Genomic DNA, 20,405 nt, shown 5'->3' with positions numbered 1-20,405 from the left:
TCTTTCGCGAATCTCAGGCCGCGGCGGGCGGTGTTGCATCGAACCCCCGATACCCTAACGCCTCCGTGAGGTGTTTCGACGCGATGTCGGCACTGTCGTCGAGGTCGGCGATCGTGCGCGCCACGCGCAGGATTCGGTGCATCGCGCGTGCCGACAGGTGCAGTGACTCGATCGCGCGTTCGAGCAGGGCCTGGTCGGCGGGGGCGAGCCTGCAGTGGCGGGCGGTCGCGGTCTGGTCGAGCCGGGCGTTGAGGGTGCCGGCGCGGGCGTGCTGGCGTGCGCGTGCGGCGTCGACGCGGACCCGGATCGCGGCGCTGGTTTCGCCCTGCGGCGCGTCGGGGCGCAGCGCGGCGGGCGGCAGCCGTGGGACGTCGACATGCAGGTCGATGCGGTCGAGCAGCGGACCGGAGATGCGGGCGCGGTAGCGGGCGATCGCCTCATTGCTGCAGCGGCAACGCCCCGACACGTCGCCGGCCCAGCCGCAAGGACAGGGATTCATCGCCGCGACCAGTTGGAAGCGGGCCGGAAACTCGCTTTGCCGCGCGGCGCGCGAGATCGTCACCGTGCCCGACTCCAACGGCTCGCGCAGCACTTCCAGGGCGCGGCGGTCCCATTCGGGGAGTTCGTCGAGGAACAGCACGCCGTTGTGCGCCAGCGAGATTTCGCCCGGGCGTGGTTCGTTGCCGCTGTGAATTCCAGCTAATTAGGAGACTCAATGTACTGCAAATCAAGGCGCTGGCGCGGATGATTTCAGCAAATAGCACGAACGAGCCACCGCAATAGAAGCGACTGCTTCTGGGATGCTGCTTAATGGCGCGACTAAGTTCTGACACCCCTACACGCGAGCTACGAACGAGCCGAAGAAGCCTCACGGGACGCGTGACTTTGGGCGACGGAGGGGTCGCCGCTTTCGAGTCGTCGCTAGAGCGTGACTGGCTGTTGGCGCTCGACTTCGACCGCCGTGTCCATGCCATCCAGGTCCAGCCTTTCTCCCTTCACTATCAGCATGAAGGGGCGACGCGTCGCTACACGCCAGACGTGCGGGCTGATTACAGATTGGCGACAGGTGTGGCCACGGTGGTGTACGAGGTGAAGCCCTCTGAAGAACTGCGCTTGAACTGGTCGGCGTACCGCCCGCGGTTCAAGGCCGCTGTCCGGTACTGCCAGGATCACGGCTGGCGCTTCAAGCTCGTGACTGAGCGCCACATTCGAACGGCGCTGCTGGATAACGCCAGGTTCCTGCGTCGCTATCGTGCACTGCCCGAGCAGGATCTGTATGTGCAGCAGCTGTTGTACACGCTGCGGGCACTTGGTAGGACCACGCCGCAGGCGCTCTTGGCAGCGGCGTATTGGGCCGAAGAGTCGAGGATGACCGCATTGCCCATGCTGTGGAAGCTCATCGCCAGCGGCCGACTCAGTGCTGATCTCCATGTGCCGCTCACCATGAGCGCGCCCATCTGGCTGCCGGGAAGCAACGCATGAGCGGAATTTCCAAAGCGTTCTTCCGCGCAGAACCTGGCCAGGTGGTCGGTTATGGCGATCGGCGTTTTCGCATCACCCATCTATTGTCTGTGGACAGCGTGCTCGCAGTCGATCTGGAAAGCCACGAAAGCCAGCGTCTGCGAGTGGAGTCGATTGCGCCGCTCGCACCGGAGGTCGCGACGCAATCAGGAGGTGAAGTTGAGCGGGACTTGGCGCACTACAGCAAGGAAGAGTGGGCCGAAGCCCAGCGGCGATTCGCCGCGATCAAGCCATTGCTCGAAGATCCCCTTCGCACACGCGCGATGGCCGAGAAGCTCGCCGAGAAGGTGCATGTCCACGTCTCTACTCTGTACAAGTGGTTGAAGCTGTACCAAGCCGCAGGACACGTATCGGCGCTGGTACCAGAAAAGCGCGGCCGCAAAAGCGGCACGCTGTTACTCCGCGATGAGCAGGAAAAGGTCATTGGCTCTGCCATCGAGGACATCTATCTAAGCAAGCAGCGCCACAACAAGCAGGACGTTGTGGATGAAGTGATCCGGCGATGCCGTTTGGCCAAGATCGATGCGCCTAGTGCAAACACGGTCCGAAACCGGATTGCTGCGCTGGAACCTGCGCAGACCCTACGCCGCCGTGGGTTTCGGGACGTGGCGCGTAACCGTTACGAGGCGATCCAAGGCGTCTTTCCAGGTGCGAACCATCCTCTTGCCGTGGTCCAGATCGATCACACCGAGGCGGACGTCATCCTTGTGGATGAAGTGCATCGCCAACCGATCGGACGCCCTTGGGTGACCCTGGCGATCGATGTGTGCAGCCGCATGGTCGCGGGCATCTACGTCACGTTTGAGAAGCCTGCGGCAATTGCGGTGGGCATGTGCCTGGCGCAAGCGATCTGCCCTAAGAGGGAGTATCTCGCCGAGCTAGGAGTGGGGGGTGAGTGGCCGGTGTGGGGCTCGATGAGTGTGGTCCACAGCGATAACGGCAAGGAGTTCCGGGGCCAGATGCTCAAGCGGGCTTGCGAGGAGTACGGCATGGATCTGCAATGGCGCCCGGTCACGCTCCCGCACTTTGGCGGCCACATCGAGCGCCTCATGGGCACCATGGCAAATCAGCTCCGTAAGCTACCAGGGGCAACCTTTTCCAACCCCCAACAGCGCCGCGGCTACGACTCCGAGGCCATGGCGGCACTGACGCTCAAAGAGTTCGAGAATCATTTGGTCGACTTTATCGTCAACGTCTATCACCAGCGTATGCATTCAGAACTGGGCATGTCGCCCAAAACCAAGTGGAGTCTGGGCATCCTGGGCGATGCGAACTCCACGGGCATCGGTATGTTCCCGATTCCGGAAGACCCGTTGCGGATCCACTTGGACTTCATGCCGTTCTTCCATCGCTCGGTGCAACAGTACGGAATCCAGATCGACAACATCAGTTACTACGATCCAATTCTTGATCCCTACGTCAGCGCGATGGATCCGGACAATGTCAAAGCCAAGCGCGAATTCCTGATTCGACGCGATCCGCGGGACATCAGCAAGGTGTACTTCTTGGACCCGAAGGACGGGCGCTATACGGCCGTGCCGTACCGCAACATCGGCTATCCAGCGATGAGTGCGTGGGAGCTGAGAGAGGTCCAGGCGCGGCTGAAAGCTGAGGGACGCAGGGGAGTGGATGAGAATCTGATCTTCGAGGCCCTAGAGCGCATGCGCTCTAAGGTTGCCGAGGCCAAGCGGAAGAGCAAGGCCGCTAGGAGGCAGGCCACCCGCAACCCGGCCGCGGCCAAGCATCATGTTCCCAAGCCTGCGGCGTCGCCTTCCATGCCGCAGCTGTCGGCGCCAGCATCCACGATCGAGCCGGATCCGTTCGGAGAGCCGATCCGTCCCTTCGATGAGGTCTCCCTGATCCGATGACGCGATACCGCCACCTCACTCCGGCCGTTGCGCAGGCCTTGGAGCTGCCAAAGTCTGAGCGGATCACGTTCTGCCAGACCGATCGTTGGATCGGCTACACCCGGGCAACGCAAGTTCTTGATCAACTGGATCAGCTGTTGACCTATCCGCGAAGCCTGCGAATGCCAAACCTACTGGTGGTCGGGCGTAGTGGCAACGGCAAGAGTTCGATTATCGAGCACTTCACCAACCGACATCCGCTTCAGATGACGGAATCGGGTTCGCCGATCGCACCGATCTTGCGCATCGAAATGCCGGAGACGCCGGACGAGACAGAGTTCTGGTCGACATTGCTTTGGTCGCTGGCGATCTCTCATCGCGAGAAGGATCCGGCATCGATCAAGAAGCGACAGGCCAAGTCCGTCCTGCAATACGCCAACGTGCGGCTGTTAGTGATCGATGAGTTCAACAATCTCGTCAATGCTGGTAAGGCCGCGGGCGATCTACTGGCAGCCATCAAAGGCCTGAGCAACGAGCTGAAGATCTCGATCGTAGCGGCCGGCACGCAGGCCGCTATCAACGCGCTGAACTCCGATCCACAAATGAAGTCGCGCTTTGAGCCTACGGCGCTGGATCGGTGGAAGCTCAACAGTGAGTATCTGCGGTTTCTGGCCAGCTACGAGCAACTGCTGCCGCTGGCCGAGCCCTCGCAGCTGGCCAGCCGTGAGCTCGCTCCAAAGCTGTATGGCATGGCAGGGGACACCATTGGTGGCACGGTGAAGTTGCTCAAGGCCGCATCGGCACACGCCATCAACATCGGCGTGGAGCGCATCACTGCCCCTGTCTTAGACGACTTGGGGTGGACGCGCCTAGGCGATTGGGACGCAGTGGCGCGCGTGGTGTGAGCCAGAAGCGTTGGCCGTTGCCAGTCGAGCCTTTGGAAGAGGAGCTGCTGAGCTCCTTCCTAGTCAGGGCCGCACAGCAGCATGGTCTGTCACCCTACCGCTTCTGCGCATTCCACTTTCCGGGTGTTCCGGTCTGGAATCGGGACATTGATCGTTCGGCATCGGACTCGCTGATCGCCGCACTCGGAGTCAAGGCGGGGTTGCCAACCACGCGTGTGGCGCAAATGACACTCTGCGGCGCGGAGGCCAAGTTGAGCAAGGGCGCGGCACGCGGCTCCGCACACTGGATCAATCGGGTCGGCATCTATCATCGCTTGCGGAGAGGCTGGGGCTTGCAGTACTGCCCCGATTGTCTGGCAGAGCGGCCGGTCCTTTGCCAGGCCTGGCGCATGTCCTTCATGGTGGTGTGCAGCCGCCATCAGCGGTTACTGCAAGACGCCTGTCCCCATTGCGATGCGCCGCTGGCCATTCACCGGCAGATGCTCTCGATGCAGCTGTGTCACCACTGCAGCCGTGTGCTGGGAAGGATTCCACAGGATGCGAGCGTGCCGATCGACACGCTGTTGCGGGCGCAGTCCTACTTCGAGCGCGCCCTGCATGGCGGCACTGGGGAGATCGGCGGTCAGGCCGTCTGTCGCGAGGACCTGTTCCAAGGCGCCCGGGTGTTGGCCAGCATGCTGGCGCCCCGCTTACCCTTGCCGCGTGCTCCTGCAGGGCAACGCCGGCGCTCATTTGAGCTTGCCCGCGTCCAACCTCGGGCAAACGTCGTACTGCGCGTTGCCGAGGCGTTGGCCAGCTGGCCGCTGGAGCTCAAGAGGATCGCGAAAGAGCAAAACTTGACGCAACGCAGCTTCGTGAGAAGTTCGTTGCCAGATTGGCTGAGATCAGCCGTGGAAGAGCTACCGGCAGGAAGGGCGCGTCACTCACTGCCCAAGAAGCGCCACGCGCTGCGAGCCAAGTTGGAATATGACCGGCGTCGTAGTATGGATTGGCGGACTACGCGCGCGGCACTGCTTTGGGAAGCGGCGGTTAGATGAGCATCGATACGAAGGGACAGCGGTACTGCGATGAATGCGGCCGCACGATCGTCAATGCCCATCGCCTCCACAAGGAAGCGGAGTATTGCTCGTCATGCTATGCGCGGGTTTTTGTTCCTCTTCCATGCGCCCGCTGCACGCGGCCAACGCGAACCCATCGGCATGCCACCACTGAGCCCCTCTGTCGGCAATGCGAACGGGCGATCCGAAAATGCCTGCGTTGCGAGCGTCCGGTGCAGGGAAAGGCGGCACGACTTGTCGACGGGCGGCCTGTATGCGGTTCATGCGGGCCTTACTTCCTGCAGGTAGAACCTTGCGCGTGGTGCGGCGTGGAGAGCGTCCGCCTATCACGGGCGCCACGCCTAGGGATCGAGGAAAAAATCTGCAGTGCATGCCGCAACAAGTTGACGCACCGAAGCTGCGGCACCTGCCGACGTTACCGTGTGGTTGCTGGTCTGTTGGCCAGCGGCAAGCCTCATTGCGAGGCGTGCACGCCTGGGGCAGAGCAGGTCCTTGCGAGGTGCCTGCCTAGCCTCGATCGAAGCGTTCGATCATCCAGAAGGCGATCCAGTGCGCCGCCCTGTATCAAGCGCAAGTCGCGATCACTGCGATCATCGGCCGCTAGGCGTACCAATCCGATGCGCCTGCGCAAGCCTGTAGAAAAAGGCGCCACGCTGCCGTCTGGCTGCACCACCTCGTATGCCAGATCCGATTCCGCAGTACCTCGTACCCGCACACGATAGACGGGGTCGCGCGTGGGGCCGTCGGTGTCCTGATCCGGTAGCACCGCATTTTCACCGTCCCACTCCCAGGGCCAAGCGGCCCAAGACTGATCATGGATCCCGGTGGATTCGGGAAGCGACATCACCGCTTCAACGAATAGTTCGTCTTCAACGATGCGATTGAAATAGTCGGTGTCGCTCAGAACAAAGCCGTTGGTTGGATACAAAAGAAGCCATACGGCCTCCAAGAGCGTCGACTTACCGACGTCGCCTCCACCGAGGATCAGGTTGACACCAGCTGCGGGTCGCCAAACGACTGACTCCATTCCGCGGAATCGGGTTAGTTCGAGACAACGGATTTGCGGTGCAGCCATACGCTTCTGTCCTCTAGCTTTCTTGTCAGTCGCCTGGCTCACAATAGCCCGCCGGCCACGCTTTCAATCGCGCCTGCGGCATCGCACGACGCGTGATCGAGGGTCTGCCTGTGCGCTAAAGGGCGGACGTGACGTAGCTCTGTGACATAGCGGTGAGATTGACACGAATATTCCGCCTTAAGCTATTGATAAATAAGGGCTATTTGGAGGGCGTGCAGAAAAAGGACTGCCCCACGTAGTGGAATGTTATAAATAGCGCTCTGTGACAAAGGGGGTGCGCGTGCTCGCAGAAATTTTAAAGGCCGTTGGTCCCTGCTTGAGTACGGAGTTGACGGATCTTCTGGTGGCCCATCGCGGCCTGTCTCCGGCTGCTGCGCGCCAGCGGGTCAGCCGAGGGGAGCCGCAGGTCAAGCGTCTTGCTTACTTGCCATTTGCTCGCAAGGCTCGATTCCTTTACCACCAAGATCAGTACGCTTCCCCACATTACTGGGATCGCTTGCATGCAGCCATTTTGGCGACCAATGGCCCATACGCTCGTGCACTTGGTTCTGTACAAGCGCGGGAAGCCGTACCACTCGAACATTTCCTAGGAGCATGTGGTGCGCCGATTGCGCAGAAGAAGCAGCTGTCTGCCCAAACGGTGCTAGACAGGATGGTTGATGCCAACGTCTTAGTTAGATACCCATTGCCTGGATTGGGGATGTGTGTGATGGGGAAGGAGACGTACGAGAAGAATCAGATAGATTTGGATGGATTGGCAGCTACCACCCGCGCGCGCCTAGTAGCGGAAAGCGTCTTACTCGATAGCATTAAGGAGTGGTTACGGCGGCTGGCGATGGTCAGCTTCAACACTGTCCGTACGCGCGATACGGAACTGCCTCGCGTTGGCCCTTTCGCATGGGATCTCACCGCACCCAGCTATCTCACGTCAGTTCTGACCCACTCGAAAGGTAAAGGTGTAAAGCCGGGCTGGGTCGTTTGTGATGTGCTGCTGATAGAAAATGCGAGGCTCGCTCACGTCGAGCCCTTCATGCACAAGGTGCGGTCGATCCAAGTACTAAAGAATATCGGTAGAACGATGTTCATCATGGTGGCGCAGCGTTACGACGCTGACGCGTTCAAAGCCCTGCGATCAGCGGGAATTATGCCAGCGACGCCTGCGTCTCTCTTTGGGAAAGACGTAGCCGATGGATTTCGCGATCTGGTCAAGACCCTTGGTGAGGCTGCAAAAGGCAGTATCGACCCTGAAAAATTCGATCAGCTTTTCTCCAAACTTGGAAAGCTGGAAGGCGCGATCGGCAACATGCGCGGCGCCTTCTTCGAGCTACTGGTGGGTGAGCTGATTCGTAAGAGGGCTGCGGGGCAAGTGCGGCTGAACAGGATTTGCAAAGGGGAGGATGGAATCGCGGAGGTGGATGTCTATCACCTCAACGAGGGGATTGAGGCGCAGATGGTCGAATGTAAGGGCATAGCGCCTGGCACGACGGTAAGCGATGAGGAAGTGAGTCTGTGGTTGACCACGCGCATCAAGCGCGTGCGCCACCATCTTCAGCAACTAGGCTGGTCAGGCCCGCTTCCGCGATTCGAACTCTGGACAAGTGGTGCACTCTCGCCCGAAGCTCACAAACGCATCGAGAAAACACGACAAGCTAACAGTAGCAAGTTTGAGCTTCGAATCGTTGAAGGTGAGGATTTGCGTGCTGCAGTCAAGGCTGTGAATGATTCTTCGTTGCTCAAAACCTTCGATAATCACTTCTTACCCCAAGCGGCGCTCTAGCTCCGGATAGGTGCGGACACGCAACTCGGAAGTCCGACTGGCCTGTGCTGTCACCGCACGCTGGCGCTTCTGGCGCTTTGAAGAGCCGTGAAGGCAAAAAAGCTAGCTGCCCCACTTAATCAAAAAGCGCCTCAGAGAATTTGGATCGATCTCCGAATTATTATTGCCCTTATAGTGATGCTTGTAGCACTGGGCAGCTTCGGAGCCAATTTCATGTGCTGCTGCGGCCATCGCCTGCCTGAGATTGCGTCCGTCGGCACGAGCGATGGATTCGACTAGATGTGACACGGTCGTTTGTTCGTCTGTCCCTGCGCTGGCCACAACGGGAGAGAGCACGCCCCCTTCGGTAGGCCTAGTCTCGATCTCGAACCAGTAGCCGACGTTTGTTCCGATTTCAATCCGGACCACCAGGACACACCGCGGCTTGCCTATAGTTCGCTCGGCGCCTACTCCTCGCGCGCGCTCAAGCATGCGCCATCCCGAACTCGGCCATCGGCCGGTGCGCCGTGCGGTGTCGCCCAGAAAATTCCAACAGCTCAGGCCACCACATTGAGCCAGCTGCGATGGAGTTGCTGGCTGGAAGACGGTGTAGCGCCGCAGATCGCCCGCAGTGCGCAACAACTCGAACGCTTCGAGTAGATAGCGGAAGCGATTAACAGGATCCCGCACTAGCACCTTGTGATGCGCCGGGGCAGCATTGCCATGCTGATGTGTGCGCTCACCACCGGACGCCGCACTGGGCGGCGGCGGCGCAGGATGAAGGTCGCCTTCGCTGTATAGCTGACTGCGATCCTTGGTGAGCTTCTCCGGCTCTTCACCGTCCAGCCACGAGAAGGTGTCTTCGAGGGTGACGGCATTTCCGTGTGCAGGCGAGGCGTCGGTCGCGCTGGTCGTGACCAGCTCGCTGCCTGCCGGCCTGGCGCGCAGCTGGTTTGAGTAGGGCCTGTCACCCTGTGCGGGCAGTTGCTCTCTACCCTTGTCGCCGCTGTTCAAGCGTCCCGCCCTGATCGGCGGCGTATAGCTCGGCCAGCTGCTGCCCAGGATCGAGGTCACCAGAAACGATTGCTTGTACACCACGGGCTTGCTACCGCCTTCCCGGCGGCCCAAGCGCGGCGGCAGCATGAAACCCTTAACCTGCAAACGCAGCGGTTTGGCTTCTGCACGGAACGGAATCTGCGCGCTGGCGAACCAGGGCGCGTGCATGTTCGCACGCCGATCGGACAGCATTCCGGTGTAAATCGACTCGGCCCGAGCCGCCGCGTAGTTGTCGAAGTAAAGCAGCGCCGCCAGGCGCGCGAAGTCATTGTCCACGTGCGTCTGCAGTATGACGTGCCACGCTCCCGTGGCTGGATCTATCTTTGTCTCCAAGCCGGACGTCAGCCGGCCCTCGTAGACAATCCGGTGCCTGGTTTGTGACCAAGGGCCGCTGGTGAAGGCGTTAGCCAACTCGCGTTGGATGGCGTAGAACCTTTGAAAAATCAGGGCTCTTGGAATGACGTATTCGATGCCCCTCGCATCAACAAAGACCAGGCAACGTGAGGCACTGAACTCGGTCTGGATCCCGCCAAACTCCCGCGAAAGCAGCAGCTTGTAAGGATAGGTCCATCCTGCAGGCGCCGGCAGCTCCTCACCGATCCTGACTTCTTGGCAGGACAGCTCAGCATCGGCCAAAGTGAGGGTCGCCTGGCGGGTGGGAAGTTCGCCGACAAGGCGTTGGCCGCGATACACGCGGCCGATGGCCAGATGCGGTAGAAGGCCCGCGTGTACGGCCACGGATGTGTACTGTGCTTGCCCCGCGTCGGCCCTATCCAGAGGAAGCAACGCAATAGCGCTCTCGCGCGTGAGCCGATTCAGGTCGCTATGGCGCTGAAACGGAAGTCGTTGCAGCCGCACGGTAACAGAAGTCGAGCGTGTGGTCAGATGCGGAAGCGTGAACTTGTCCACCCATTTGACGAGTCGGTAGACATTGTCAGGTGGGAACTCTTCGATAATCGGCATGGACGCTATGAGCGTGAGGGCCCCGGTGACGCACAACATAACCCAGTCTCGAATTATGTTGAACACCTCGACACGGTGCGAGCAACGCAGTAGCAGCAGCTAGCTTAGGGTCATGTATCAATCATTGGACCAGTTATTGCCTCACGCCATTCGAAAAAATCAAGCACGCTCAATAACTGCTTCGGAGCCTCTGAATAGGTCTCGCTTAGCTTGCTCTGTAGCTCGTAACGAGACGCACCGTGGTCATCAGCCATGTAAACCGCCCGGAGCCAGTCTTCTTGCTTCCAGTCCCTTGGCGATGTTGCCAGTAGGGTCTCTAAGTTCGATGGGCCTAGCCGCTCAAGTGATTTGCTGTTGTCGTAGTTCCCAGTCACTTCTCCTCCGAGGATAGCGTTGTGAAGTCCTGATTCCAAAAGAGGCGTGATCTTAAGGTCCATCCGCAGAGACACTATTGCATGGTATGGAGGCAAGCGTGGGAGCCGCGTGCGATGGCAACGCTCTGTGCAATCTCTCAATCGTTCCGGGTCACATCATTAACCTAGGCATGGCTAGACGCGGTCGAAAAACTCTCAGCACCTCAGAGAGTAGATAGAACAGGCAACAAGGCCGGACGCGCGGAATACAATCGCGCTCAATACTTCATTTAAATAGGGGCCAATCGAATCGATCGGCCCCTAATTCAGTTTCAGTTTGTCGTTAAAATAGAAACGTTAATTGCGCCAAATCTGGACACTGGCGCGAAAAACATATTATCTATGTTGGGTGAGCCTTGCCCTCCACGCCCGATGACTATCCCAAGAGCTACGCCTCCTGAGCCAAAGACAGGGCCTCCGCTGTCGCCTGCCATTGTCATAGGTCCGAGCAGAATATTTTTCACCAGAATCCAGCTGCCAGTCGAATTGTTATCTGGATTGTAAACCTGGGCGTAGGTTTGGATAACTTCACCGCAAGTCTGAAGCGTCGTTTGTCCGAATTTGCACAAAAATAATCCCACTTGTGGGCTTGCTGTAGCGTTAATTTGAATCGTAGCCGGCTCCGACTGCCCAGTGGCTATTGTGTTGGTCCACGTATGACCGGCTTGGGTGAACCACATCTGATCGTAATTTCCCAAATACATGCGATTTTGAGGATTACTGAAATTCACCCCGTTAACCACCACAGAGCTTTGGTTGCTATCCGTGCAGTGGCCAGCGGTGATCACTCCCCGCACAGCTGGGTTTGAGATTCTGTAGACGGTGAAACCGGAGGTACAGGACTGAGAGCCGTTGACGTTCTGGCCGCCAACAAAATTCGCGGTTTCTTCCATTACTGAGCCTACATAGGTGATCCGTATGCCAGCGCTCTTGCTAGACAACGAATTCAGAAGCTCTCGATCAGCGGTGGTTTTAGCCTCGATATGGAACTCGATTCTTCCGGCTGGCAAATCGAAATAGTACATGTGCCCAATCTTTCTCGACCTGAGGACAGCGCTTACTGCAGTCGCCTCCTGCTCGAGTTGAGCAATCGATCGAGGCACATTTACTGGCTCTATGGGCACCCTTGTCCTTGCCTTGGCAGCCAGTTGCGTGGCGTTTCCATCGGCGAACACCTGGATTCGTAGTTCGGGCTTGTGGACGATCCGCATCCCCACATAGCCAGGAAGAGCACTAAGCTGCTTCTCTAATAAATCCATTTCGACAGGGTTGATCATCGCCAGCCTGTCGCGTGCCTCCTCGTAACTTAGATCGTAACTCGATGCATAAGCCTCCAGAACGGGGTCTCCTTGCTCCATAGCTGAGCTTGTTCCCATCCCGAAGAGTGCGGCGGTGATGCCCCAAACCATGGATTTTCGCAGCGTTAATACTTTCATCAGATATCAGTCCTTAATTGCTGTTGGAAGTACAACTTCGGCCACATTGCTCTGTTTACCATTTTTTCGTTAGCACAGCTCCTTCGGGAAATCGGATCTAGGCCTTCTGCAGACGGGATGCCATGTCGTCGGCCGCCGCCGCATGTAGCGCGAGAGAGTTGGCGCTGAGCTCCGAGTGTCCGCCGATTCCCGCTGCTCTCCCACAGTGGTGAGTGGGGGCAGGCTGCGGACATGTCAGGGCTGGCACCCTAGGGGACATTCGAACGCGGGCACCCTCTCTCGAGTGATTCGTGGCGGCGCATACGTCGCACAGCGATAGCTGGGGCTGTCTCAACTGGATTACGCGGTCTAAGTCTTACAGTCGCTTTTTTTAGCGGTGAGTCTCGCTTTTACGCGGAATTCACAGCCGCCGCCGACAAGCGCGACGGCGCTCGCGGTGTGATGCGGGCTACGGAAGGGGCGCGTGCGCCAGCGTGTCGGGTCGAGGCCGCGGCCGCTGACCGAGAGCACCGCGGCGGTCTCCAGCGCCTCGGCCTCCGTGGCGTCGGGCAGCAGGCCCGGCAGCCGGGAGGCGAGCAGGGTCTTGCCGCAGCCCGGCGGGCCGACGAGCAGCAGGTGGTGGCCACCGGCCGCGGCGATCTCCAGTGCGCGCCGGGCCTGGGCCTGGCCGCGGACCTCTCGCATGTCGGGGCCGGGCAGCGCGCGCTGTGGCGGGGCGACTGCGACCGGCAATGGCTTGGTGCCGCCGAGCAGCGCGCAGACTTCCAGTAATGTACGTGCGGTCCGCACCTCGATGTCGGACGCCAGCGCCGCTTCTGCGCCGTTGCCGGCCGGGACCACCAGTCCGCGACCGGCGCCGGCGACCGCGAGCGCGGCCGGCAGCACGCCGTCGACTGCGCGCAGTTCGCCGGTCAGTCCGAGCTCGCCGAGAAACTCCCAGTCGCGCAGCGCTTCGACCGGAACCTGGCCGCTGGCGGCCAGGATGCCGAGCGCGATCGGCAGGTCGAAGCGGCCTCCGCCCTTTGGCAGGTCGGCCGGGGCGAGGTTGACGGTGATCCGGCGCGCTGGAAACTCGTACTGCGCGCATTGGATCGCGGCGCGGACCCGGTCCTTGGCTTCGCGGACCGCGGCCTCGGGCAGGCCGACGATCGACATCGACGGCAGGCCGCCGCCCAGGTGCACCTCGACCTCGACCGCGGGTGCCCGGATGCCTGCGCGCGCACGTCCGTGCACGAGCGCAAGTCCCATGGCGTTGTCCTTTAGTGGGCGGTGTCGAAGTTGCCCGGCGACGGGGCAGGCGGCGTGGCCTGGGACGTGCCCTGGGCCTCGAGTTGGCGGACCTGGGCTTCCAGGGTCTCGAGCTTCTCGCGCGTGCGCAGCAGCACCGCACGCTGGACCTCGAATTCCTCGCGCGTGACCAGGTCCAGCTTCGCCAGGCCCGATTGCAGCACGGCCTTGAAGTTCTCCTGCAGTTCCTCGCGGGTCTCGCGCAGGCCGGCGGGCACCAGCCCGCTGAGGCGACGCGCAAGCTCGTCGATGTTGTTCAGATCGATCATCAGTCAGTCCTCACGGTGTACGAATAGCGTCGCTTGCATGCCGGACACATGCAGTCGGCCGCCTCCGCGGCGCGTCGTCAGAGAATTCCCGGGACGCGGCGCGGGGCGCACTAGACCATGCGTCCTGGCAAGCGCACAAGCGTGCTGCGCCGCGTGCCCGGCATCGTGTAGGGCGACGCGTGAGGGTGGCGTATCCTTGGCGCATTCCGACCGGAGATCCTGCGATGAAGATGGTCATGGCGATCATCAAGCCGTTCAAGCTCGACGACGTGCGCGAGGCGCTCGCCGAGGTCGGCGTGACCGGCATCACTGTCACCGAGGTCAAGGGTTTCGGCCGCCAGAAGGGCCACACCGAGCTCTACCGCGGCGCGGAGTACGTCGTGGATTTCCTGCCGAAGGTGAAGCTGGAGATCGCGGTGACCGACGACATCGTCGACGCCGTGGTCGAGACCGTGCTCAAGTCCGCGGGCATGGGCCGGATCGGCGACGGCAAGGTCTTCGTCTACGACCTCGAGCGCGTGGTGCGGATCCGCACCGGCGAGTTGGACGCCGACGCACTGTGAGCGGCGGGGCGTTGCGGGTCGCGGTGCTGTGCGGCGGCACCAGCGCTGAGCGCGACGTGTCGATCGCCAGCGGCGCGCAGGTGGTGAGCGCGCTGCGCGGGCTCGGCCATGAAGTCCGGGTCGTCGACACGGCGCACGGCCTGCTCGACGCCGAGGCCGAACGCCGGCTGCTGGACACCAAGGTGGCGGTGGCGCCGCCCGACACCGGATCGATGGCGCTCGTTCCGTCGACGGCTGGCGGTCTGGCCGCGACGTTTCCCCGCGATTGCGACGTCGTCTTCCTGGCGTTGCACGGCGGCACCGGCGAGGACGGCACACTCCAGGCGCTGCTCGATCTGGCCGGCTTGCCCTATACCGGCACCGGCCATCTGGGCAGCGGGGTCGCGATGGACAAGGACCTGTCCAAGCGCCTGATGCGGGCCGCGGGTGTGCCGACGCCCGACTGGGCGATGCAACCGGCGGACGAGGCGCAGATCGCGCATCTGGGCTGGCCCCTGGTGGTCAAGCCGAACCGGCAGGGCTCGACGATCGGCCTGTCGGTCGTGCGCGAGGCCGCCGGGTTGCGACCTGCGATCGAACGTGCCCAGGCACTCGATGCCGAGGTCATGCTCGAGCGCTTCGTGCCCGGCCGCGAGCTCACGGTGGGCGTCCTCGAAGGCGAAGCGCTCGCGGTCGGCGAGATCGTGTTGCCGGCCGATGGCGTGTTCGACTACGAGGACAAGTACCAGGGGGTTGTGCGCGAGGTATTCCCGGCGGACGTGCCGCCTGCGATCGCCGAACAGGCGCGGACGCTGGCACTGCGCGCGCATGTCGCGCTCAAGCTCGGCGACTACAGCCGCGCCGATTTCCGCCTCGATGCGCAAGGCCGGCTGTGGTGTCTGGAACTCAACACGTTGCCGGGTATGACCGCGACCAGCCTGCTGCCGCAGTCGGCGGCGGCGATGGGCATCGCATTCCCGGCGTTGTGCGAGCGGCTGTGCCGGCTCGCCTTGCGGCGTTGCGGCTCCGGTGTACAAGGTCGCGAGTCGGGCGTCGCCGGATGACCGGCTTGGGCCGAGCGATGGCGGTCCGCAGGCCCGGTGCGGGGACCCCTGGCGCGCGCGCGCGGCCATTGCGGTGATCGCGCTCGCCTGCCTTCTCGCCGGCTGCGAACGTCCCTCGGCGGCACCGCCGCCGACGGCGCCGGTGCACGCCGCCAAGCCCGATCATCTCCACCGCCCGGCGTACTTCCGTGCGCTGCTGGCCGGTCTTGCGGCGAGACCGGAACTGCGCGGCCACGCGCTGCGGCTGCACCGCTTCGTGTACTTCCACGCCGACGGTTCGGTGTTGCTGTGGGTGCAATCCCCGGACGACCCGGCTGCGCTGCTGCGCTACACCTACGGCGATGCCCGACCTCGCGCGCCCGGCCGACTGCGACGCCGTGCGTTGACGCGGGCCCGGGGGCGGCGGCGAGAATGACCGCATGGAACTTTCACTGACGCCGGCCACGCGGATCGGCCTGTCGATCGCACTTGCCACGGGGCTCTACGGCGTGTCCTTCGGCGCGCTGTCGGTCGCCGCCGGGCTCGACCTGTGGCAGACGATGGCGCTGAGTCTGCTGATGTTCACCGGTGGCTCGCAGTTCGCGTTCGTCGGTGTACTCGCCGGTGGCGGGGGGGGCGCGGCGGCGTTCGGGGCGGCCAGCCTGCTGGGTGCGCGCAATGCGGTCTACGCGGTGCAGATCAACCGGCTGCTGCACCCGCGCGGGTGGGCGCGCCTGCTGGCGGCACAGGTCACGATCGACGAATCCACTGCGACCGCGGCCGGTCAGACCGAACCCGACGAGCAACGTCGCGGCTTTTGGGTCGCCGGGCTGGGCGTGTTCGTGTGCTGGAACCTGTTCACGCTGGTCGGGGCGCTGCTGGGCGATGTGATCGGCGATCCCCGGCGTTGGGGCCTGGACGGTGCCGCGGTCGCGGCCTTCATCGGTCTGTTGTGGCCGCGGTTGCGCGGCCGCGAGCCGGTCGCGATCGCGGTGGTGTGTGCCTTGGCGACCGCGCTCGCAATGCCCTGGCTGCCGGCCGGCGTGCCGATTCTGGTCGCGGCGGCGGTCGCGGCCGCATGGGGCGGATTGCGCGCGCGGCGCGATGCCGCGGCAGGGGGCCGGACATGAGCGCGACCTGGGGTTGGCTGCTGATCGCCTGCGCGGTCGCGTTCGCGATCAAGCTCACCGGCTACCTGGTGCCCGCGCGCTGGCTCGAAGGTGCACGCATGGCGCGCATCACCTCGGCGATGACGATCGGGTTGCTGGCCGCCCTGGTGGTCGTCAACGGATTCGCCGATGGTGGGGGCGTCGTGCTTGATGCCCGGGCCGGCGCTTTGCTGGTGGCGATCGTCGCGCTGTGGCGCGGCGTGCCGTTCCTGGGCGTGGTGGTGCTGGGCGCGCTCGCAGCGGCAGGGCTGCGAGCGGCCGGCATCGGCTGAGCGGGTCGAGTGCGATGCGGGCGCTGCGGGCGATGCGCGGTTGTGCCGCGCCATCGCCCGGGCGTGGGATCAGGCCTCCAGGGCCTTGGCCACGAACGGCGGCAGCACCTGCGCGGCCTGGTGGATCTCGGCGCTGTAGTACGCGGTCTCGAAACCCTTGGCGGCGGCGTCGGCCTGGCGGAAGTCGAAGTCCTGGCCCTTGCGCGCCAGCGTCACGCTCCACCAACCGGTGGGGTAGCAGGGCTGCGGGAACGGGAGCGTCTGGAATGTGCTGAAGCCGGCCTTGCCCATCTCGGCACGCATCTCGCGGATCAGGTCGAGCAGCGCCAGCGGCGATTCGGACTGCTGCACGAGGATGCCGTCGTCCTTGAGCGCGCGGAAGCAGCTGTCGAAGAACGCCTTGTTGAACAGGCCCTCGGCCGGACCGACCGGGTCGGTCGAATCGACGATGACGACGTCGACGCTGCCCGGCGCGCAGTCGCGCATGTAGGCGATGCCGTCGTCGAACAGCAACTGCGCACGCGGATCGCCATTGGAGGCGCACAGCTCGGGGAAGTACTTCTCCGACATGCGGGTGACCTGCTCGTCGATGTCGCACTGCACCGCACTTTCAACCCCCGGATGCTTGAGCACTTCGCGCAGCGTGCCGCAGTCGCCGCCGCCGATGATCACCACCCGCTTCGGGGCGGCATGGGTGAACAGAGCCGGGTGCGAAACCATCTCGTGATAGAAGAAATTGTCGCGCGTGGTGACCATCATCGCGCCGTCGATCAGCATCACGTTGCCCCAGTCGGTGCTCTCGTAGATCTCGATCTTCTGGAACGGCGATTGCACTTCGTCGAGCTTCTTCGTCACGCGGAAGCCGATCGACGAGCCGGTGGGATCGAAGGTCTCGTGGAGCCAGGTCGGAGCGGACATGCGAAAGGGTTCCGGTCAATTGCGGGCCGCGCATTGTAGCCGAGCCCCCATGACGGGCCGGGACTCGGTGCCGCGCCACACAGGTGTCACCGCAGGTTGCGCCGGCAACCCCTAGACTATGCGGCCCCCTCGCCGATGGACGCCCGCCGATGACTGCCTGGTCGACCGACCACGCCCGCAAGACCTACTCGATCCCGCACTGGAGCGAGGGGTATTTCGACGTCGACGACGCGGGGCGCATCGTTGTCTCGCCACGCGGCGCGCAGGGCCCGTCGATCGCGCTGCCCGACGCGGTCGATGCCGCGCGGGCCAATGGCGCCCAGTTGCCGTTGCTGGTGCGCTTTCCCGACATCCTCGGCGACCGTTTGCACCGGCTGCAGGCGGCGTTCGCGCAGGCCCAGGCCGAGTGGGAGTACGCCGGCGGCTATACCGCGGTCTATCCGATCAAGGTCAATCAGCACCGCGGCGTGGCCGGCACGCTGGCCGGCCATCACGGCGAGGGGTTCGGCCTGGAAGCGGGCAGCAAGCCCGAGCTGATGGCCGTACTCGCGCTGTCGCGCCCGGGCGGTCTGGTGGTGTGCAACGGCTACAAGGACCGCGAGTACATCCGTCTGGCGCTAATCGGCCGCAAGCTCGGCCTTGAGACCTTCATCGTCGTCGAGAAGCCGTCGGAACTCGCGCTGGTGATGGAGGAAGCCGCCGCGCTCGGCGTCAAACCGGGCCTTGGCGTGCGTATGCGGCTGGCCTCGCTGGGCGCGGGCAAGTGGCAGAACAGCGGCGGTGACAAGGCCAAGTTCGGACTCAATCCCCGTCAGCTGTTGGACCTGTGGAAGAAGCTGCGCGATGCGGGCATGGGCGATTGCCTGCAATTGCTGCATTTCCACATGGGCTCGCAGATCTCCAACGTCCGCGACATCGCCAACGGCATGCGCGAGGCGGTGCGCTATTTCGTCGAGCTCTCGCGCCTGGGCGCGCAGATCAGCCATGTCGATGTCGGCGGCGGCCTCGGCGTGGATTACGAGGGCACGCGCTCGCGCAGCTACAACTCGGTCAACTACGGCGTGCGCCAGTACGCCGGCAGCATCGTCCAGCCGTTGGCGCAGGCCTGCGCCGAGCACGGGCTGCCGCCGCCGCGCATCGTCACCGAATGCGGACGCGCGATGACCGCCCACCATGCGGTGCTGGTCGCCAACGTGTCGGAGGTCGAGCGGGCGCCCGAAGGCCGCGTGCCCGACGTGCACAGTGACGAGCCGGCAGTGGTGGCCAACTTGCGCGAGTTGCATGGCGAACTGGCGGCGCGGCCGGCGGTGGAACTGTTCCACGAGGCGCAGCACCACCACGCCGAGGGCCTGGCGCTGTACGCGCTCGGCCAGCTCGACCTGGTGCACCGGGCGCGTATCGACGACCTGTTCTACGCGATCGCGCACGCGGTCCGCGCGCGGCTGACCTTCGACGAGAAGAGCCATCGCCCGCTGCTCGACGAGCTCAACGAGCGCCTGGTCGACAAGTACTTCGTCAACTTCAGTGTGTTCGAGTCGATGCCCGATGTCTGGGCGATCGATCAGGTGTTCCCGATCGTGCCGATCGAGCGCCTCGACGAGCTGCCCGAGCGCCGCGGCGTGATCGCCGATCTGACCTGCGACTCGGACGGCAAGATCGACACCTACGTCGAGAACGAGGACCTCGACACTTCGTTGCCGCTGCACGCGCTGCGGCCGGGCGAGCAGTACCGGCTGGGCTTCTTCATGGTCGGCGCCTACCAGGAAATCCTCGGCGACATCCACAATCTGTTTGGCGACACCGATGCGGTCGAGGTGAAGATCGAGGGCGACGGCATCACCATCGCGCAGCAGCGCCGCGGCGACACCACCGATGTGATGCTCGACTACGTCGGCTATCGCCTCGACGATCTGCGCGCGCGCTACACCGCGCTGGTCGACGACGCGGCGCTGGCGGACGAGGAAGCGCAGCGGCTCAAGGACGCGCTCGAAGCCGGGCTCACCGGCTACACCTATCTCGACGACACGCCGCTCGAGTAAGCCGCGGCAACGGCGTCGGCGGTGTCAGGGCCGCCGGCGATTCCGATGCGCGGCGGTCAGCCGCCGCGATGGACCTGGAAGCCGGCGAACGACTGGCTGACCGGCATGATTTCGAGCCGGTTGATGTTGAGGTGCGGCGGCAGGTTGGCGACCCACCACAGCTGCTCGGCGATGTCCTCGGCGGTCATCGGCGCAGCGCCGCCGTAGAGCGTGTCCGACGCGGCCTGGTCGCCGCCCGTGCGCACCAGCGTGAACTCGGTCTCGGCCATGCCCGGTTCGATCGAGGTCACGCGCACGCCGGTGCCGTGGAGATCGGACCGCAGGCCGAGCGAGAACTGGGTGACGAAGGCCTTGGTGCCGCCGTAGACGTTGCCGCCCGGGTAGGGATAGCTGCCGGCGATCGAACTGATGTTGAGGATTGCGCCGCGGCGCGCGATCAGCGTCGGCAACAGCGCATGGGTCAGCGTGGCGAGTGCGGTCACGTTGGTGTCGATCATCTGCGTCCACTGCGCGAGATCGGCGTGCTGCGCCGGCGCGGTGCCCAGTGCCAGCCCGGCGTTGTTGATCAACACGTCGATGCCGCGGAACGCCTCGGGCAGTGCGTCGAGCGCGGCGCGCATCGCGTCGGCATCGCGGATGTCGAACGCGGCCACGTGCAGGCGTTCGGCGCCGTGTGCGTCGACCAGCGCCTGCAGCCGTTCGGCGCGGCGGCCGGTGGCGATCACACGCCAGCCGCCCTGCAGGAAACGGGCGACAGTCGCGGCGCCGAAGCCCGAGGTCGCGCCGGTGACGAGAAGGGTGCGGGGCATGAGAGCTCTCCCGGGGCTGGCGCCTGC

17 protein-coding genes and 2 pseudogenes are annotated in these 20,405 nt (G+C 63.4%); 11 read left to right on the top strand and 8 right to left on the bottom strand.

The features are described 5' to 3' along the window. Positions 1 to 13: 13 nt before the first annotated feature. A pseudogene (locus tag MNO14_RS16260) lies at positions 14 to 814 on the bottom strand (ATP-binding protein); the annotation flags it as partial. 65 nt (positions 815 to 879) lie between these two features. On the opposite strand from MNO14_RS16260, the gene MNO14_RS16255 reads away from it, so the two are divergent. From MNO14_RS16255 to MNO14_RS16240, 4 genes are read left to right on the top strand one after another with little or no spacing between them, the layout of a single operon-like run. Continuing rightward, positions 880 to 1,482 (top strand): TnsA endonuclease N-terminal domain-containing protein, encoded by a 603-nt coding sequence (locus MNO14_RS16255; protein WP_241944712.1) that lies wholly within the window; start codon positions 880 to 882, stop codon positions 1,480 to 1,482. Beyond that, positions 1,479 to 3,389, top strand: coding sequence for a Mu transposase C-terminal domain-containing protein (locus MNO14_RS16250; RefSeq protein WP_241944711.1), 1,911 nt, complete (start codon positions 1,479 to 1,481; stop codon positions 3,387 to 3,389). Before MNO14_RS16255 ends, MNO14_RS16250 begins: the two co-directional genes overlap by 4 nt. Next, positions 3,386 to 4,273 carry a TniB family NTP-binding protein gene (locus MNO14_RS16245; protein WP_241944710.1) on the top strand — a complete coding sequence of 296 codons (888 nt, stop codon included), beginning with the start codon at positions 3,386 to 3,388 and terminating at the stop codon, positions 4,271 to 4,273. Before MNO14_RS16250 ends, MNO14_RS16245 begins: the two co-directional genes overlap by 4 nt. Beyond that, positions 4,228 to 5,310 carry a TniQ family protein gene (locus MNO14_RS16240; RefSeq protein WP_241944709.1) on the top strand — a complete coding sequence of 361 codons (1,083 nt, stop codon included), beginning with the start codon at positions 4,228 to 4,230 and terminating at the stop codon, positions 5,308 to 5,310. The genes MNO14_RS16245 and MNO14_RS16240 overlap by 46 nt, the downstream gene beginning before the upstream one ends. Positions 5,311 to 5,785: 475 nt before the next feature. Here MNO14_RS16240 and MNO14_RS16235 read toward each other — a convergent pair whose 3' ends face one another. Continuing rightward, positions 5,786 to 6,358 (bottom strand): hypothetical protein, encoded by a 573-nt coding sequence (locus MNO14_RS16235; RefSeq protein WP_241944708.1) that lies wholly within the window; start codon positions 6,356 to 6,358, stop codon positions 5,786 to 5,788. A gap of 376 nt (positions 6,359 to 6,734) precedes the next feature. Here MNO14_RS16235 and MNO14_RS16230 point away from each other — a divergent pair, with 376 nt between their 5' ends. Continuing rightward, the gene (locus MNO14_RS16230; protein ID WP_241944707.1) at positions 6,735 to 8,183 is read left to right on the top strand and encodes a hypothetical protein; all 1,449 of its coding nucleotides are present in this window, start codon (positions 6,735 to 6,737) and stop codon (positions 8,181 to 8,183) included. A gap of 102 nt (positions 8,184 to 8,285) precedes the next feature. Here the strand turns inward: MNO14_RS16230 and MNO14_RS16225 are convergent, their stop codons facing one another. The 4 genes and pseudogenes from MNO14_RS16225 to MNO14_RS16210 form a co-directional block, all read right to left on the bottom strand. Beyond that, the gene (locus MNO14_RS16225; RefSeq protein ID WP_241944706.1) at positions 8,286 to 10,181 is read right to left on the bottom strand and encodes a hypothetical protein; all 1,896 of its coding nucleotides are present in this window, start codon (positions 10,179 to 10,181) and stop codon (positions 8,286 to 8,288) included. 685 nt (positions 10,182 to 10,866) lie between these two features. Continuing rightward, positions 10,867 to 12,030: a S1 family peptidase gene (locus tag MNO14_RS16220; RefSeq protein ID WP_241944705.1), complete on the bottom strand. Its 1,164-nt coding sequence runs from the start codon at positions 12,028 to 12,030 to the stop codon at positions 10,867 to 10,869. A gap of 405 nt (positions 12,031 to 12,435) precedes the next feature. After that, positions 12,436 to 13,278: pseudogene (locus MNO14_RS16215) on the bottom strand (magnesium chelatase domain-containing protein); the annotation flags it as partial. A gap of 11 nt (positions 13,279 to 13,289) precedes the next feature. Next, positions 13,290 to 13,586, bottom strand: coding sequence for an accessory factor UbiK family protein (locus tag MNO14_RS16210; RefSeq protein ID WP_241944704.1), 297 nt, complete (start codon positions 13,584 to 13,586; stop codon positions 13,290 to 13,292). A gap of 224 nt (positions 13,587 to 13,810) precedes the next feature. Between MNO14_RS16210 and MNO14_RS16205 the strand changes: the two genes are divergently transcribed. The 5 genes from MNO14_RS16205 to MNO14_RS16185 all read left to right on the top strand — a co-directional run bounded on the left by MNO14_RS16205 (position 13,811) and on the right by MNO14_RS16185 (position 16,612). After that, a complete protein-coding gene (locus MNO14_RS16205) occupies positions 13,811 to 14,149 on the top strand; it encodes a P-II family nitrogen regulator (protein WP_183425161.1) in 339 nt (112 codons plus the stop codon). Continuing rightward, complete coding sequence (locus MNO14_RS16200) at positions 14,146 to 15,192, top strand: D-alanine--D-alanine ligase (RefSeq protein ID WP_241944703.1); 1,047 nt, start codon at positions 14,146 to 14,148, stop codon at positions 15,190 to 15,192. The genes MNO14_RS16205 and MNO14_RS16200 overlap by 4 nt, the downstream gene beginning before the upstream one ends. Before the next feature lie 142 nt (positions 15,193 to 15,334). Next, positions 15,335 to 15,607: a hypothetical protein gene (locus MNO14_RS16195; RefSeq protein ID WP_241944702.1), complete on the top strand. Its 273-nt coding sequence runs from the start codon at positions 15,335 to 15,337 to the stop codon at positions 15,605 to 15,607. Positions 15,608 to 15,611: 4 nt separating this feature from the next. Next, positions 15,612 to 16,301, top strand: coding sequence for an AzlC family ABC transporter permease (locus MNO14_RS16190; protein ID WP_241944701.1), 690 nt, complete (start codon positions 15,612 to 15,614; stop codon positions 16,299 to 16,301). Then, positions 16,298 to 16,612 carry an AzlD domain-containing protein gene (locus MNO14_RS16185; RefSeq protein ID WP_241944700.1) on the top strand — a complete coding sequence of 105 codons (315 nt, stop codon included), beginning with the start codon at positions 16,298 to 16,300 and terminating at the stop codon, positions 16,610 to 16,612. The genes MNO14_RS16190 and MNO14_RS16185 overlap by 4 nt, the downstream gene beginning before the upstream one ends. Before the next feature lie 69 nt (positions 16,613 to 16,681). Here MNO14_RS16185 and speE read toward each other — a convergent pair whose 3' ends face one another. Then, positions 16,682 to 17,530: a polyamine aminopropyltransferase gene (speE, locus tag MNO14_RS16180; protein WP_241944699.1), complete on the bottom strand. Its 849-nt coding sequence runs from the start codon at positions 17,528 to 17,530 to the stop codon at positions 16,682 to 16,684. A gap of 149 nt (positions 17,531 to 17,679) precedes the next feature. Between speE and speA the strand changes: the two genes are divergently transcribed. Beyond that, the gene (gene speA, locus MNO14_RS16175; protein ID WP_241944698.1) at positions 17,680 to 19,569 is read left to right on the top strand and encodes an arginine decarboxylase; all 1,890 of its coding nucleotides are present in this window, start codon (positions 17,680 to 17,682) and stop codon (positions 19,567 to 19,569) included. A gap of 56 nt (positions 19,570 to 19,625) precedes the next feature. Here the strand turns inward: speA and MNO14_RS16170 are convergent, their stop codons facing one another. Further along, positions 19,626 to 20,378: an SDR family NAD(P)-dependent oxidoreductase gene (locus MNO14_RS16170; protein ID WP_241944697.1), complete on the bottom strand. Its 753-nt coding sequence runs from the start codon at positions 20,376 to 20,378 to the stop codon at positions 19,626 to 19,628. Between the last annotated feature and the right edge of the window lie 27 nt (positions 20,379 to 20,405).

This window comes from Luteimonas sp. S4-F44, from assembly GCF_022637415.1.
Lineage (GTDB): Bacteria > Pseudomonadota > Gammaproteobacteria > Xanthomonadales > Xanthomonadaceae > Luteimonas.
This window is presented reverse-complemented; position numbering and strand designations above follow the sequence as displayed.